Genomic DNA, 15,235 nt, shown 5'->3' with positions numbered 1-15,235 from the left:
GGACGGCGAAGGAGCGAGCATGCCGACGTACCTCTCCCCTGGCGTCTACGTCGAGGAGGTCCAGGGCGGATCTCGACCGATCGAGGGAGTGGGCACCGCCGTCGCCGCCTTCGTCGGTTTCGCCGAGAAGGGCGCCTTCCACACTCCCACGCTGGTGACCTCGTGGAACCAGTATGTTCAGCACTTCGGCGGCTTCGTCGACGGCGCCTATCTGGCGCACGCCGTCTACGGCTACTTCGCCAACGGCGGCGGCCTCGCCTACGTCGTGCGGGTCGGCGGGGTCCCGTCCAGGGACGCCGCACCGCCGCGCACCTCGGCCGCCGAGGTGGCGGGCCTGCGCATCGAGGCGTTGCCCGACGTGGCAGGCGACATCGAGGTCGAGATCGCCGACGCCGACGGGGAGAATCCGCCCGACGACCGGTTCAAGCTCGTGGTGCGCCAGGGCGGGCGCATCGCCGAGACCTTCGACGTCTCCACGAAGAAGAACACCAAGAACTACGTCGTCGCCCAGGTCAGGGAACGCTCCGCGTTGATCGGCGTCGTGGAGCCCGCCGGCACGCTGGCGCGTCCAGAGCGGACGAAGGCCGCACTGCTCCCGCCCGCCGAGGACCCGCCCACGACGGTGTCGCCGCAGGAGTACGTCGGAGACGCGGGCGATCGCACCGGCCTCGGCGGTCTGGAGGCGGTCGACGAGATCACCATGGTCGCCGTCCCCGACCTGATGAGCGCCTACCGCCGGGGCCTCGTCGACGCGGAGGGCGTGCGGACCGTGCAGCTCGCGGTGATCTCGCACTGCGAGCAGATGGGCGACCGGGTGGCCGTCCTGGACGCCCCGCCCGACCTGACCGCACAGCAGGTGCGGACCTGGCGACAGGACGAGGCGGGCTACGACTCCCGGCACGCCACGCTCTACCACCCGTGGATCCGGGTGTTCGATCCGGTGAGCGGGCGCAACATCCCCGTCCCGCCGGGCGGACACGTCGCCGGGGTGTGGGCTCGCAGCGACGTCGAGCGCGGCGTGCACAAGGCGCCCGCCAACGAGGTCGTCCGGGGTGCGGTGGATCTCCAGAACCCGCTGAGCAAGGGCGAGCAGGACCTGCTCAATCCGATCGGGGTGAACTGCATCCGCGCGTTCCCCGGCCGGGGCATCCGAATCTGGGGCGCCAGGACGTTGTCCTCCGACCCCGCCTGGCGTTATCTCAACGTGCGTCGGCTCTTCAACTACCTGGAGGAGTCGATCCTGCTCGGCACCCAGTGGGTGGTCTTCGAACCCAACGACGATCGGCTGTGGGCCAGCATCCGACGCAACGTCTCCGCCTTCCTCACCGAGGAGTGGCGGCGCGGCTCGCTGTTCGGCCGCACGGCGGAACAGGCCTTCTACGTCAAGTGCGACGCGGAGAACAACCCGCAGGAGTCCATCGACCTCGGCCAGGTGATCTGTGAGATCGGCGTGGCCCCGGTCAAGCCTGCCGAGTTCGTCGTCTTCCGGCTCGCCCAGTTCTCCGACAGCACCAGCGTGGTCGACGAATGACCGCCGCGACCCACCTCGGCGATGAGAAAGGCGGCTGAGTCCCGATGGCACAAGGCGATTCACTCTCCACCCACATCTTCGGCCTCGAGATGGGCGGCATCCAGGTCGAGTCGGTCCAGGAGGTCAGCGGGCTGTCCGTCGAAGAGGACGTCGTCGAGAGCAACTTCGTGACCACGCAGGGCATCCAGGTCATCCGCAAGCAGCCCGGCGCCCGCCGCAGCGGCGAGGTCGTCATCACGCGGGGCCTGGACAAGAGCGACGCCTTCACCAAGTGGATCGACCTCACCCTCAACGAGGGGCAGGTCGACGAGGCGCGCAAGGAGCTCACCATCGAGATCAAGGACACGAAGAAGGAGACGGTTCGCCGGATCAACCTCTTCGGCTGCTGGGCCAGCAAATGGGAGGGGCCCTCGTTCAAGGCGGGCGAGTCGGCGGCGGCCACCGAACGAGTGACCATCGTGTTCGAGGAGATCAAGGTCCAATGAGACGCCGAACCGTCGGCATCGGCGCCCTCGACGAGCTGATCGAGGACGCCGATCGACAACCGGAGCCCGCGCGGGCCGTCCCTCGGACCCCTGCGGGGGACGGCCTGCGCACCGAGTTCGAGTTCGAGCTGCCGCGCGGCTATCTCGACGGCGACGGCGTCCTGCACCGGCACGGCCGGATGCGGCTGGCCACCGCCCGCGACGAACTGCGCCCGCAGACCGACCTGCGGGTCAAGGAGAACCCCGCGTACCTCGGGGTGGTCCTGCTCAGCCTGGTGATCACCGAGCTGGGGACGGTCACCGACATCCACGCCGGGGTGGTGGAGCAGATGTACGCCACCGACGTCGCCTTCCTCCAGGACTTCTACCGCCGGATCAACAGCGAGGGACACACCAGGGCGGGCGTGACCTGTCCCGCCTGCTCGACGAGCTTCGAGGTCGACCTCGCGGGCGGCCGCCTGGGGGAATCGTGACGTACGCGGCCGACCGCCTGCATGAGGAGGTCGCGTACATCGCCTACCACTTCCACTGGTCGCGCGCTCAGATCCTCGATCTCGAACACCACGAGCGTCGGCGCTGGGTGCACGAGATCGCGCGGATCAACACCAGGATCAACGAGAGCGGGTGAGACCGGGTGGCGTGGTGGAGCAGGCTGCTGCGCAGCCGGGCGCGGGCCGACGGTGCCGGTCGGCGGTCGAGCGGGACCGCCGAGACCGGGGCGGCGTCGAACCGAACCTGGGAGCCCGCTCGGGGACTCGCGGCGGACGTCGGCTCCGTCGCCGATTCCGGCGCTGATTCGGGCGATCTCGCCTCGGCGGGCCCGGCCGGGGTGGAATCGGGTTCGGCGGCGGCCTGGGACGGCGGCTGGCGGGCGCTCGCCCCGTTGTCCGGCGTGATCCAGCGCTCCCCGGCGGGCGTCTCGGACGGGATTCGCTTCCGGACCGGTCTCGCGGCCTGGCAGAACCCCCGCCTCGGCGGCGAACTCGGTCATCTCGTCTCGCCTGCGGCGCCCGCCGGGCTGATCGGCGGACTGCTGCGTCCGGTGGACCGCGCCGAGGGCGGGGCCGAGCGAACCGCCGGGGGACCGCCGCTGGTGCGGCTTGCCACCGTGCCACGGGACGCGACCGAAGCCGCTCGCTCGGCGCCGCTCTTGTCGCGGGCGCCCACCTCGGGGGAGTCCGGTCCTTCGGCCGGGGCCGTCGTCCGGCGGCCGGCCGGGCCTGCGGTGTCCGACGCTGCGGTGTCCGACCCTGGGGTGTCCGGTCCTGCGGTGTCCGTAGGTTCACCGAGCGACGCTGCATCCGTTGCGCGGTACGACTCCGCGGTCGCGGCCGAACCGGTCCGGGCCCGGCCGGTCGGGCCGTCGTTGATCGTCGCGCGGGCGATCCGGCCCCTGCGCAGCCTGCCTGCCGTCGACGTCCCGGTCCGTTCGGCCTCGACCGCCGCGGCGGCTCGCGGGTCGGCGGAGCCGCCGGCGGTAGGCCGTCCCGACCGGGCGGCGGCCCCGACCCTCGGCCGCGATGGTGGTCCGAGGACCGCTGCCGACGCGAACGCCGGGTCGGCCCCCGTCCCACCGACCGACTCGGGCGGCGCCGGCGGTCGGCCCGATGACTCGGACCCGTTGCCCTCGACGCCTGTCGTGCGGGCGCGCTCGGCGAGCCCGGCGGACGGAACGCGCCGGGGGCTGGGTGCCCCGTTGTCGAATCCGCCGACGGCGGTGCAGCGTGCCGAGCGGACCTCGGGGCGCCTCGGACCGTCGGGGACGGCAGCGGACGCCGTGCGCGGGCGGTTCGCGGCTCCGTCGTCGCCTGCCCGTTCGCGGGTCGGTCTCGGGTCGCCGCTCACCGCGTTGCCGCCCTCGGCGCTGCCCGTCACGTCGAGCCCGACCTCGGCAGGCAGGCCGGCTGCCACGGCGGATCAGCGCGGGCCGCGACCGTCCGGAGTCGAGCACGCCGCCGAGCTGCCGCAGCCCGGCCGCACCGGTCCGACGTCATCGAGCGCCGGGCCGTCGGAACAGGCCGCCCCGCTCGGGTCGGGAGCCGACCGACGGCCGACCCGGCAGGAGACGTCGGGGACGGCTGCCCACGAGGCCGAGACCCAGGACTCGCCCCGGTCGCCTGCGCCGCGGATCGAGTCTGCCGCCGACGGGCCGACCGCAGCGCTGCTGGGCCGAGAGCCCGACCCACGACCGAGTGGCGAGGACCGGTCCGCCGCGAGCCCGCCGGACCGCGACGGCCCCGGCCCGATCGTGCAGCGTGCCGGGGCCGAGGCGGGCGGCTCGGCCTCGGACGGTGCTCGACACGGTCGAGGCCCGGCACGGGGCGCGCCGACCGGCAGCGAGGGTTCCGGGCTCGCGCCCGTCCCGGCCGACGGCGGATCATCGAAGGGCCCGACGCCGGAGCAGACTGCAGGCACGGATGCTTCCGCCCGGCTTGCGGGCTCCGATCCTCGGCGCTCGGACGGCCGCCGCGATGTGAGCGACCGTCTTCCCCTTGATCCGTCCACTGTCGACTCGGGATCCTCCGGAGCTTCGGGGGCCTTGCAGACAGACCGGTCGCTGCTCGGTGCCGACGTCGGCGCAGCGGGCGCCGGGCAGCCGATCGCCGAGCCTCTCGGCCGCGAGTCGGGAACCGAGCCCGCGTCGCTGCCGGTGGTCCAGCCCGTCCAGCGAAGCGAGATCGCCACCGGATCGGCCGTGCGCACCGCAGCAGGTCTGCCGCTCCACACCGCCGCAGGCCCCTCGACGTCGCACCCCGCGGCCGACCGCGCTGCGGGCGGGCAGGCGGGCGAGCCGAGGCCGACCGCCGTCAGCGAAGAATCGGGCGGTCGCCGCAGGCCCGGCGGGCCGAGTGCCGGCCAGGCCACGCTGCCGCCCGCGCCGCCCGACCACGGCGCGGCGCCGCCCTCCGCCGCCTCGGGAGAGGCTGCTCGACTCGGCAGGCCCGCCGTCTCCCGAACCCGGCGGGTCGGCCTCCTGGGCGATCGACCGTTGCGGCCCGCCGTTCCCTCGGCGGTGCAGCGCGCGGTGGCGGGCCCGACCGGCGACGGACGCGGGGACGAGACGGCGACGAGGCCGCCCGCCCCGGTGGTTCCGCTGCGGTGGACGCGATCGGCTCAGTCTGCGGTGCCTGCCGATCCGGTCGCGGACGCGACGGCAGACCCCGCACCCGCCCGCCCCTCGGGGCGTTCCTCGTCGTCAGCCGAGAGACGAAGGGCGGCTCGGCGCGGACGGGCCGGTGCTCGTGACCTCCGGCCCGGAGCGGAGGGCGCGGGGGCGACCACCGCGAGCGGTGCAGACTCTATTGCCGCGCGCGGAGCAGATGCGTTCGCCGCGAGCGGTGCAGACTCCAACGCCGCGAGCGGCGCAGGTTCTTCCACCGCAGGCGGTGCAGGTTTTTCCGCTGAGCGGGGCGCGAAACCGCCCGCCGTGAAGGGCACGAAGCCGCCCGACGCGAGCGGCGCTGCCGGGTCTGCGCGAGCAGGCACGCCGCCGCTCACTCGGCAGGCCCCGATCTCCCAGGCCCCGATCTCGCGGGTCTCGCCGGTCTCGCCGGGTCGACCGGGCTCGATCCTCCAGCGGCGTTCCGAGGCGTGGGCCCGGCCTTCGGCGCAGGCCGCCGCGACCGTCTCCGCCGCTCGCGCAGGCGCGGCGCCGCAGGCCCTCCGCACCGCACCGGTCGAGACTCGTGCCGTGGACGGCACGACCGTGTCTCGTCCTGCGGTGGTCCTCCCCGCCCCGCCTGCCGACCAGTCGGGCCCGGCGGCTCCGGTGGCGCGCGCCCGCGCCGTGCCTGCAGGCTTGCCGCCCCCGCAGCCAGTGCCGATCCCCGGCGTGCCGATCACCGTGTCGCGGAGCCCGCAGCTCGCGCGCCACGTCGGGCCCGACGTCGGGCCCGACGTCGCCGACGACCGGCGACCGGCGGCCCCGCCGGGCCTCGCGGGCACCGGAGCGGCGTCGGGCACCGGCGTGGCCTCGGGGCTCGGCATGGCCTCAGGTCCCGGTGGCGGCTCCGCCGCCCGCTCCGGCGCCGAACTCGACGACCTGGCGCGCCGACTGCTCGACCCGGTGAGCCGGCTGCTGCGTGCCGAACTCCGCCACGGCCGAGAACGCATCGGCCGCCTGCACGACCGCCGACGTTGACCACCCGCTGACCACCCGCCGACCGCCGACCCGCAGCCGCCGACCCGTGACGACCGCAACGCCCACCGCCGACCCCCACCACGGGCACCCCGACCTCGCCACCACCGACCTGCCACCACGGCACCCCGACCTCGCCACCGCCACCTCCGCCCCACGCCGACGGCGCCGCCCGCCCCGGCCACCGAGGCCGACATCGTCTCGGCCGCAGCCGAGCGCTCCGGCCGAGACGGTCGACACCGCAGAGAGGCATCCGATGACGGACCGCATCTTCGCCACCAGCGTCTTCTTCCGCCTCAGCATCGGCGGCAACGACCTCGGGGCCTTCCACACCTGCTCCGGGCTGGGCGCACAGGTCGAGGTGGAGCAGTTCGCCGAGGGCGGCAACAACGGCTACACCTGGCAGCTGCCGACCAGGATCACCTGGTCCAACATCACGCTGAGCAGGCCGGTCACCGCCGACACGACAAAGGTGACCCGCTGGATCACGGATCTGGTGCGCCGCGTGGTGCCCAAGAACGGCGAGATCGTCGCGCTGCGCCCGGATCGCACTCCCATCGCCCGCTGGCAGGTCCAGGGCGCGATCCCGGTCCGCTGGGCGGGGCCGTCGTTCGATCCGTCGACCTCGCAACCGGCCGTCGAGACCCTGGAGATCGCGCACCAGGGCCTGCTGGCGAGCTGATCGAGGGGAGGAGAGGACCCGCCATGTCGTCGACGCCAGGGGTGAACCTGGTGCACGCCGTCCTGCTGATCATGGAGCCGCCCGCCTCGGTGGGGGCCGGACCAGGCGGCACCATCGCCCGCGTTCCGTTCCAGTTCAACCCGAATCGGCTCTCGCTGACCAAGAGCACGGAATGGCGGCGGACGCCCTCGCGGATGGCGGGGGAGTCGGCGCTGCCCGAGTTCGTCGGCAGCGGCCCGCGCAGCCTCTCCGTGGCGGTGTTCATGGACGCCACCGCCACCCATGACAAGTCGGTGGAGGACCGGGTGGAGAAGCTGATGCTGGCCTGCGTCCCCACCCCCAAGAGCCTCGGCAGCAGGAAGCCCGCCAGCCCGTGGGTGCGCTTCGAGTGGGGCACCGCCCGCACCACCACCTTCGACGGGGTGCTCACCGGCTTCTCCGTCGAGTACTCGTTGTTCGACGTCGACGGCACTCCGCTGCGCGCCACCTGCTCGCTGAGCATCGAGGAGGCGGCAGGCGAGACTCCCGGCCAGAACCCCACCTCCGGCGGCGAGGCGGCCCGCCGGACCCACACCGTCGTCGCGGGCGACAGCCTTCCGCTGCTGGCCTGGCGCGAGTACGGCGACGCGACGATCTGGCGGGTCATCGCCGCCGCCAACGAGATCGACGATCCGATGGTCCTGCCGCCCGGCACCGAGCTGCTGCTGCCCGCCTACGACGAAGGCCCGCGCACGGGCGACGGGAGCGCGGCCTGATGGGGACGAGTGAGGAGACCTCCGGCCGCTCCTTCGCCGCCGACCCGATCATCGCGGCGCCCGACGAGCTGCCGCCCGCCTGGGCTGCTCAGCTGGTGCGCTGCGTGGTGGACGAGAGCGTCAATCTGCCCGACACCGCCGAACTGTCCTATCGCGACCCCGACCACGAACTGCTGGTCAAGACCGGCATCACCATCGGCACCCGGTTGACCGTCTCGGTCAGCACCGTGCGGGACCGGGGTCGCACGACCCTGTTCGCGGGCGAGGTCACCGCACTGGAACTGGACAGCGACGAGACGGGCTCGTTCACCGTCGTCCGCGCCACCAGCCGAGTGCACCGGCTGTTCCGAGGCCGCAAGGTCGTCGCCTTCCGCAACATGACCGCGAGCGACATCATCCGCAAGGTCGCCAGGGGCGCGGGCCTGCGAGTCGGCCGCATCCAGGCCGACTCGATCACCTATCCGCACCTCAGCCAGGCTGGCGTCTCCGACTGGGACTTCCTCCAGGATCTCGCGCGGGAGCACGGCGCGATGGTCACCATGGACGACGAGGAGCGGCTGGAGTTCGTCCGGCTCGATCCGGCTGCTCGCGCTCCGTCGCCCACCACGTCCTCGCTGCGGGACCCGCTGGTGCTGGAGTACGGCCGCAACCTCGTGGCGCTGCGTGCCGCCGTCACCAGCGCCGATCAGGTCACCGGGGTCGAGGTCCGAGGCTGGGACGTCAAGACCAAGACCGCGCTCGTCGGCCGTGCCGCCGCCGTCACCAGTGACACCGTCCTGCCGGGGCTGAGTCCGGCGACGGCGAGTGCGGCCTTCGGCGGGTCGCCCCGGCTGCTGGTCACCGACACCCCGTATCGCACCCAGGCCGAGACCGGCGCGGCGGCCCGCGCGCTGGCCGCCTCGGCGAGCGCGGGATTCGGCGAGCTGGAGGCGGTGGTGCTGGGCAACCCGAGGCTGCGCGCGGGCGTCCCGGTCGCCCTGGGCAACGTCGGCCCGGCGTTCTCCGGTCGGTTCACCGTCACCGCCGCTCAGCACGTCCTGGAACCCGGCGGGGGCTACCGCACCACCGTCGTCGTCAGCGCCTCCTCGGATCGCTCGCTCGCGGGCCTGGTCACCGGGGCCAACGCCCCGGCGCGCGGCGAGCGGATCAACGGCCTGGCCGTCGGCATCGTCACCGACACCAAGGAGCCCGGCGGCCGGGGGCGCGGCGAGGTCCGGCTGCGGCTTCCGTGGCTGTCCGACGACTACGTCACCGACTGGGTCCGCACCGCGCAGCTCGGCGGCGGCGGGGTGTGCAGTCCCGAGGTCGACGACGAGGTCCTGGTGGGCTTCGAGCAGGGCTGCCTGGACCGGCCCTACGTGCTGGGCACCCTCTACAACGGCGTCGACCTGCCCGCCCGCCACGACGTGCCCCTGGTCGACGGCACCCGAGGCACCGTCGATCGACGGTCCCTCGTGTCGCGCGGCGGCAACCGGCTGGAGCTGCTGGACAAGACCGGCGGCCCGCGCGGGGTCCGGCTGCGGACCGGCGACGGACGGCTGGAGGTGCATCTCGACCAGCAGCAGACCCAGATCACCGTGCACAGCAACGGAACGGTCAGCATCGAGGCCAAGGGCGAGGTCACCGTGTCCGGTCAGGGCATCACCCTCGACGCGGGCCGGGGCGACCTCGCCATGAAGGGACGCCGGGTCTCGATCGACGCCACCGCTGGCCTGCGGATGGACGGCGGCACCGAGGCCGTAATCAACGGACGGGTGGTGCGGCTCAATTGAGCGGATACGACCGGGAGTCCGAGGCGCCGTGTCGCCGGTCGGCCTCCACGCCGAGTCCTGCCGGGCGCCCCGTCGTCGCCGCGTTGCCCGGCCGTCTCCGACGGGGCGGTCGTCGCCGGGTCCGATCTCGCGTCGGCGGCCTGCTCAGCATCGGTCCCCTCGCCGCAGGCCCGGCGTCGCGTCCGGCCGTCCCCGCAGCAGCCCGCCACCGGCCTGCGGTCCGCCGTGCGCAGGCATCCGCCCACGTCCGCCCGTTCCGCCCGCCTCGACCCACCGGCCAAGGAGTCAGCGCGATGCCAGCAGCCGCTCGGATCGGCGATCCGACCTCGCATCTGCCCGTGCCGCCGTCGGTTCCCGGCGTGCCCGCGCCGCCCCCGGTGAAGACCGGGACGCTGGTGCCCGCGCCGAGGGCGGGCCTGCCGACGGTCCTGATCAACGGTCGACCCGCCGCCGTCGTGGGCAGCCTGAACGTCTGCACGACGCCGCCCCCGCACGCGGCGCTCGGGCCGGGCAACGTGGTGCTGCCCGCGCCGGGCGCGCTCCTCGGCCCGGTGCTGATCTCGGGAGTTCCCGCCGCGCGCGTCGGCGATCAGACGACCTGCAAGGCCTCGGTGGCGGGCGGCTCACCCGACGTCTTCTTCGGCGGTGCGCGATGAGTGACCGATTCATCGGACGGGGCTGGGGCTTCCCGCTGCGGATCGGGCCGACGGGCGGGATCGGCATGGTGGAGCGGGAACAGGAGATCGAGGAGGCCGTCCGGCTGATCCTGGGAACCGCGCCCGGCGAGCGGCCGATGCGCCCGGAGTTCGGCTGCGGCATCCACGACCACGTCTTCGCGCCCGCCGACGGTGCCACGGCGGGCCGGATCGCCTTCGACGTCCGCGCCGCGTTGGAGCGGTGGGAGCCGCGCATCGAGGTCGGCGAGGTCGTGGTGGCCTTCGACGCGGTGGAGGACGGCACCCTCTACATCGACATTCGCTATCGGATCCGGAGCACCAACGACCGCCGCAACCTGGTGTTCCCGTTCTACGTCATCCCCGCCGGGGAGGCGGGTGACGGCGACCCCGGCCGACTGACCGGCTCCGACCGAGCGGAAGGCGGCGACTGATGGCCCTGCCCGCACCGAACCTGGACGACCGGGGCTTCCAACAGCTCGTCGACGAGGCCAAGCGCTACGTCCAGCAGCGTTGTCCCGAGTGGACGGATCACAACGTCTCCGACCCCGGCGTGACCCTCATCGAGACCTTCGCCCACATGGTCGACCAGCTCGTCTACCGGCTCAACCGGGTGCCGGAGAAGAACTACCTGGCGTTCCTGGACCTGCTGGGCATCACGCTGTTCCCGCCCGCCGCGGCCCGCGCCGAGATCACCTTCTGGCTCTCGGCACCACAGCCGGACGTCGTCGCCTTGCGGGCGGGCACCGAGGTCGCCACCGTGCGCACCGAGACCGAGGAGGCGATGCTCTTCGCCACCGTCGCCGACCTCGCGATCGTGCCCTGCGTCCTGAACTGGTCACCCGCGCGATGGGGACGGAACCCGTCGACCACACCCCGGAGCTGACCGCCGGGCGGGACGTCCGCTGTTTCCAGCCCGCGCCTGCCGTCGGCGACACGATGCTGCTGGGGCTGTCCAACGCCGTGCCCGGCTGTGCGGTCGCGGTGGGTCTGGACAGCCGGGTGGAGGGCGTCGGCGTCGATCCCCGGCAGCCGCCGCTGATCTGGGAGGCGTGGGACGGCGCGGACTGGGCCGAGTGCGAGGTGGACCACGACACGACCGGCGGCCTGAACCGACCCGGCGAGGTGGTGCTGCACGTGCCGACGAGCCACCGCCGTTCGGTGGTGGCGGGCGTGCGGGCGGGGTGGCTGCGCTGTCGGGTCACCGAGCCCGCGCCGGGCCAGCCGTTCTACGCCGAGTCGCCCACGGTGCACTCGGCCGAGGCAGTCACCATCGGCGGCACCGGGACCGCCGAGCACGCCGACCTCGTCACCGACGTCCTCCTCGGTCGGTCGGAAGGCATTGCGGGCCAACGCTTCCGCCTCGATCAGGTGCCGGTACTGCTGGACGCTGATCCCGTGATCGTGCAGGTCCACGACGGTCAGGACTGGCAGGACTGGACGATCGTGGAGCACTTCGGCCGCTCCTCGCCGACGGACCGGCATGTCGTGCTCGACGCGACCACCGGCGAGTTCACCTTCCCGCCCGCCGTCCGGGAGCCCGATGGCAGCCTGCGTCAGTTCGGCGCCGTGCCGCTCAAGGGCGCTCCGATCCGGGTGCCGCGCTACCGCACGGGCGGCGGCCGGGCGGGCAACCTCGCGGCGGGCGCCTTGACGGTGCTGCGCAGCTCGGTGCCCTACATCGCCTCGGTGGTCAACCGGGCGGCCGCGGCGGGCGGCGTCGACGGTGAGACGGTCGCCGAGGCACGGCTGCGCGCCCCTGACCAGCTGCGCACCCAGGATCGGGCGGTGACCGCCGCCGACTTCGAGCAGATCGCCCGCCTCGCCGCCCCCACCGCGCGAGTGCGCTGCCTGTCCGCGAGCGATTCGGATCATGAGTCGGCGCCCGCGTCGGCCGCCGCCGACCTCGGCGGCGTTCGCGTCCTCGTGGTGCCCGACGCCGTCGCGGACGAGGACGACCGGCTGCGCTTCGAACAGCTCGTCCCCGCGCCCGCCCTGCTGGCCGTGATCACCCGGCGGCTCGACGAGCGCAGGCTGCTGGGCACCCGGCTGATCGTCGAACCGCCGAGGTACCAGGGTCTCACCGTCGTCGCCAGGCTGGTCAGCCTCGCCGAGGACGTCCAAGAGGTGAGTCGCGCCGCGCTGCGCGCCCTGCATCGGCATCTCGACCCGTTGCGCGGCGGCCCGGCCGGGACGGGCTGGCCCTTCGGCAGGCCGGTGCAGTTCGGGGAGGTCTTCTCGGTCCTGCAACGGGTGACCGGGGTGAACCTGGTGGAGGACGTGCGGCTGCTGCCCGCCGACCCGATCACCGGCCGTCGCGGCACGCCGGTGGACCGGATCGACCTCGACGAGGGTGCGCTGGTCTTCAGCTATGAGCATCAGGTCACGGTGGTCCATCGCAGTGGCGGTGCCCGGTGAGCCGCCGGGCCCTGCCCGGTCTCGCGTCCCGCCATCGACTCGGCGACCTGCTTCCCGCGATGTACGCCGACGACGATCTCGCGCAGCGACTCACGCAGGGGCTCGACTCGGTGCTCGCCCCGGTGCTCGCCGTGCTGGACAACCTGCCCGCCTACTTCGACCCCGAGCTGGCTCCGCCGGACTTCCTGGACTGGCTCGCCTCGTGGCTGGCGGTGGAGATCGAGCCGAGCTGGCCGGAGCCGCTGCGGCGTGCCGTGGTCGCCAGGGCGGTCGCGCTGCACGGCAGTCGCGGCACCGGTCGGGGACTGGCCGAGCGACTGTGGCTGCTGCTCGGCGTCCGCGCCGACATCGCCGACGGCGGCGGGGCCGCCTGGTCGACGACCACGGGCGCGGCACTGCCGGGTACCGGAGGACATCGCGTGCTGATCAGTGTGTGGCGGCCCGACGGGGGCGAGGTACCGGTGGACCGCGTGCGCTCGATGGTGGAGTCCGTCCGGCCCGCGCACCTGGTCTGCACCGTGCGGGTCGTTCCGCCGCCTACCGGTGGGGGCCCGGGCGGCGGGCCGAGTGATGGGCCGAGTGATGGTGCGGCCGTCGGGCCGGGCGGCGGTGCGGCCGTCGGGACGGTGCCCGCCGGTCCGGCCGGTGATCGAGGCGTCGAGCCGAGCGGGCGGCCGGGATCGCCGGATCGGGCAGGCCCGCCGGTCGGCGGACCGCGACCGGACGAGGGGTGATCGGGAGTGCGTGCCTGCCCGCAATGCGGGGTCCTCAACGGACCCGAGGAGACGTTCTGCGTCGCCTGCGGCGCCTACCTGGCCTGGGACACCCCGGCCGCAGCGGATCGGACCGCCGGGCAGCCCGAGCCCGGTGCCGCCTCGACGCCGACGGCGGCACCCGAGGTCCCGCCTTCCGATCCGGGGGCGGCGGGCTCGGCCCCAGCGGACCCGGCGCGACCCGGACTGTTCCGGCGGCTGGCGGCGGACCCGGCTCGATCCGATCGGCCGCCGTCCGTTTCCGGGCCGTCGGAGCCTGCACCGTCGGGGGCCGGGCTCGCCGACGTGCCGCCGTCCGATCCGACCGACACCACCGCCCGGCCCGGGACGCAGGCGCCGCCGATCGGAATGCCCGGCGGCGCACCGCCGGAACCCGGCGGGCCGGGGCCGGGGCCTGCTGTGCCGGACCCTGCTGTGCGGGAACGGGCTGTGCCGGAACGCGCCGCGCCGGAACGCGCCGCGCCGAAGTCCGGTGCAGCGAATCCCGCAGCACCGAATCCCATCGGGCAGGCCCCCGCAGCGCCGGGCCCGGTGGCGCCCGGCCTCCTGGCTCCGGACGCCACTGTCTCGGACGCCACGGCCTCGGACTCCACGGCGCCGAAGCCGACCAGGCGAGCGGCCGGGGCGTCCCGCCCGGCGCCGGAGTCGATCCAGCCCGCGCCGGTGCAGCCCGGCCGAGCGGTGCCGCGCCGACCGCTGCCCGCCGACACGCCACGAACGGAGGAGGAGTTCGACGGCGAGCCGTGCCCGCGCTGCGGCACGGCGAACCCGCCCACCAGAAGCTTCTGTCGGCGCTGCGCTCTGCCGCTGACCCCGGCGCCCGAGGCGCGGCGGGGCTCGCGGTGGTCCTGGCTGCGGCTGCCCTGGCGGGGCCGCCGTGCCGACGGCGCGCCGTTCGGCCGGATCGCCCTGTTGCTGCTGGTGGTCGCCGCCCTGATCATCGGCGGCGTCCTGCTGTATCCGCTCGGGCGGGCGGCGGTCGACGACGTCCGAGACCGGCTGGCCACCCCCTTCCCCGTGGTCGTGGTGAGCGTGGCCGGCTCGGCGGGGGCGGACGCCGAGCATCCCCCGTCCGCTGTCGCCGACGGGGTCAGCAACCAGTTCTGGTCGGCGCGGGTAGGCGACTCCGTCGAGCTGACGCTGGACGGTCCGGTCCGGCTGCTGGCCGTCATCGCGCACACCGGCTGCTCGGCCGAGCCTGCGGACTTCGCCTGCCAGGCCAGGGCGGCCGAACTGGAGATCACCGCGATCAGCTCGACCGGCGAGACCGAGACCGTCGACGTCACGCTCGCGGACCGGCCTGGTCCACAGGAGACCAGGACGGGGATCAGCGACGTCGAGCGCGTGCGCGTCACGGTGCGCGGCGCCCACGGCGCGACGGACGGTGACCCGGTCGCCCTCGGGGAGATCGAGCTGTTCGCCCGACGCTGATCGGCTCGGCTCGGCGGTGGCACGGGTTCGGGGTCGCCGAGGGTGTTCCCGGTTGTCTCGGGCCCGCTGCCTGCGGCGTTCGCCTCGTAGCCCAACGGCTCCGGCGCGGCAGGCCGTCGCGCGCTCGCGACGTCCCCCGCCGCGGTCGAGCGAGGCGAGTCCCCGACCGCCGGACGGCCCGGCCGTGATCGGCCCGAGGCCCGGACGATCCGCCCTGCCGTGCCTACCGGATCGGACCACCGAGCTCGAGCCGGATCGCCTGCGGCGCAGGGCATCGGTGATGCAGGCAACGGCGAACGGCCGTCCCGAACCCGCGCGACCGATGCCCCGCGCCGGTTGCGGCGACTGGCCGACGGCACGCGCCACGCCGGGGTCTCGTCGCGCCGGACGGCGTGTCGACGACCCGGCGAACGGTGGTGTCCGTCGGGCAGGGTGATCGTTACGGTACGTACCGGACTTGTCTCAAGTCGGACAACTTTCATTCCGGCCAAACAACCTTCTGGTCAAAGTGGGCGAAAGTCCATACAGTGACCTGAATTACATCGGCGTATCGGAGGGCAGCGTGGGGGACCAGTC

At 74.0% G+C, this 15,235-nt stretch carries 14 protein-coding genes; all 14 read left to right on the top strand.

The genetic code is table 11. The features are described 5' to 3' along the window. Positions 1–19 precede the first annotated feature (19 nt). On the top strand, positions 20–1,531 hold the full coding sequence (locus tag UA74_RS20860) for a phage tail sheath family protein (RefSeq protein WP_075766266.1): 1,512 nt from the start codon (positions 20–22) through the stop codon (positions 1,529–1,531). A gap of 44 nt (positions 1,532–1,575) precedes the next feature. Continuing rightward, complete coding sequence (locus UA74_RS20855; RefSeq protein WP_075741772.1) at positions 1,576–2,016, top strand: phage tail protein; 441 nt, start codon at positions 1,576–1,578, stop codon at positions 2,014–2,016. Continuing rightward, positions 2,013–2,489 (top strand): hypothetical protein, encoded by a 477-nt coding sequence (locus tag UA74_RS20850; RefSeq protein WP_075741771.1) that lies wholly within the window; start codon positions 2,013–2,015, stop codon positions 2,487–2,489. Before UA74_RS20855 ends, UA74_RS20850 begins: the two co-directional genes overlap by 4 nt. Then, a complete protein-coding gene (locus UA74_RS33035) occupies positions 2,486–2,644 on the top strand; it encodes a DUF6760 family protein (protein ID WP_198042800.1) in 159 nt (52 codons plus the stop codon). Before UA74_RS20850 ends, UA74_RS33035 begins: the two co-directional genes overlap by 4 nt. 6 nt (positions 2,645–2,650) lie before the next feature. Next, positions 2,651–6,157 (top strand): hypothetical protein, encoded by a 3,507-nt coding sequence (locus UA74_RS20845; RefSeq protein ID WP_075741770.1) that lies wholly within the window; start codon positions 2,651–2,653, stop codon positions 6,155–6,157. Positions 6,158–6,410: 253 nt separating this feature from the next. Next, positions 6,411–6,836 carry a phage tail protein gene (locus UA74_RS20840; RefSeq protein WP_075744043.1) on the top strand — a complete coding sequence of 142 codons (426 nt, stop codon included), beginning with the start codon at positions 6,411–6,413 and terminating at the stop codon, positions 6,834–6,836. A 23-nt stretch (positions 6,837–6,859) separates the two neighbouring features. Then, on the top strand, positions 6,860–7,591 hold the full coding sequence (locus UA74_RS20835; protein ID WP_075741769.1) for a CIS tube protein: 732 nt from the start codon (positions 6,860–6,862) through the stop codon (positions 7,589–7,591). Then, entirely contained in the window at positions 7,591–9,363 is a 1,773-nt protein-coding gene (locus UA74_RS20830; protein ID WP_075765274.1) for a VgrG-related protein, read from the top strand. Before UA74_RS20835 ends, UA74_RS20830 begins: the two co-directional genes overlap by 1 nt. Before the next feature lie 293 nt (positions 9,364–9,656). Further along, entirely contained in the window at positions 9,657–10,019 is a 363-nt protein-coding gene (locus tag UA74_RS20825) for a PAAR domain-containing protein (RefSeq protein ID WP_075765271.1), read from the top strand. Continuing rightward, positions 10,016–10,471 carry a GPW/gp25 family protein gene (locus UA74_RS20820; protein ID WP_075741766.1) on the top strand — a complete coding sequence of 152 codons (456 nt, stop codon included), beginning with the start codon at positions 10,016–10,018 and terminating at the stop codon, positions 10,469–10,471. Before UA74_RS20825 ends, UA74_RS20820 begins: the two co-directional genes overlap by 4 nt. Beyond that, positions 10,471–10,923, top strand: a complete 453-nt coding sequence (locus UA74_RS34200) for a putative baseplate assembly protein (RefSeq protein WP_318533261.1) — start codon at positions 10,471–10,473, stop codon at positions 10,921–10,923. Before UA74_RS20820 ends, UA74_RS34200 begins: the two co-directional genes overlap by 1 nt. After that, positions 10,887–12,455, top strand: coding sequence for a putative baseplate assembly protein (locus tag UA74_RS20815; protein ID WP_318533260.1), 1,569 nt, complete (start codon positions 10,887–10,889; stop codon positions 12,453–12,455). Before UA74_RS34200 ends, UA74_RS20815 begins: the two co-directional genes overlap by 37 nt. After that, on the top strand, positions 12,452–13,189 hold the full coding sequence (locus UA74_RS20810) for a phage tail protein (protein WP_075741764.1): 738 nt from the start codon (positions 12,452–12,454) through the stop codon (positions 13,187–13,189). The genes UA74_RS20815 and UA74_RS20810 overlap by 4 nt, the downstream gene beginning before the upstream one ends. Before the next feature lie 6 nt (positions 13,190–13,195). Then, positions 13,196–14,659 carry an NADase-type glycan-binding domain-containing protein gene (locus UA74_RS32245; protein WP_157442300.1) on the top strand — a complete coding sequence of 488 codons (1,464 nt, stop codon included), beginning with the start codon at positions 13,196–13,198 and terminating at the stop codon, positions 14,657–14,659. The last annotated feature ends 576 nt before the right edge of the window (positions 14,660–15,235 follow it).

The sequence above is a fragment of the Actinoalloteichus fjordicus genome, from assembly GCF_001941625.1.
Taxonomy (GTDB): Bacteria; Actinomycetota; Actinomycetes; order Mycobacteriales; family Pseudonocardiaceae; genus Actinoalloteichus_A; species Actinoalloteichus_A fjordicus.
This window is presented reverse-complemented; position numbering and strand designations above follow the sequence as displayed.

Excerpts from the sequence above, each read along its gene's own strand:
- UA74_RS20815 (WP_318533260.1), top strand. The coding sequence starts at position 10,887 with ATGGGGACGGAACCCGTCGACCACACCCCGGAGCTGACCGCCGGGCGG.
- UA74_RS20850 (WP_075741771.1), top strand. The coding sequence starts at position 2,013 with ATGAGACGCCGAACCGTCGGCATCGGCGCCCTCGACGAGCTGATCGAG.
- UA74_RS20835 (WP_075741769.1), top strand. The coding sequence starts at position 6,860 with ATGTCGTCGACGCCAGGGGTGAACCTGGTGCACGCCGTCCTGCTGATC.
- UA74_RS20820 (WP_075741766.1), top strand. The coding sequence starts at position 10,016 with ATGAGTGACCGATTCATCGGACGGGGCTGGGGCTTCCCGCTGCGGATC.
- UA74_RS20855 (WP_075741772.1), top strand. The coding sequence starts at position 1,576 with ATGGCACAAGGCGATTCACTCTCCACCCACATCTTCGGCCTCGAGATG.
- UA74_RS34200 (WP_318533261.1), top strand. The coding sequence starts at position 10,471 with ATGGCCCTGCCCGCACCGAACCTGGACGACCGGGGCTTCCAACAGCTC.
- UA74_RS20860 (WP_075766266.1), top strand. The coding sequence starts at position 20 with ATGCCGACGTACCTCTCCCCTGGCGTCTACGTCGAGGAGGTCCAGGGC.
- UA74_RS20830 (WP_075765274.1), top strand. The coding sequence starts at position 7,591 with ATGGGGACGAGTGAGGAGACCTCCGGCCGCTCCTTCGCCGCCGACCCG.
- UA74_RS20825 (WP_075765271.1), top strand. The coding sequence starts at position 9,657 with ATGCCAGCAGCCGCTCGGATCGGCGATCCGACCTCGCATCTGCCCGTG.
- UA74_RS20840 (WP_075744043.1), top strand. The coding sequence starts at position 6,411 with ATGACGGACCGCATCTTCGCCACCAGCGTCTTCTTCCGCCTCAGCATC.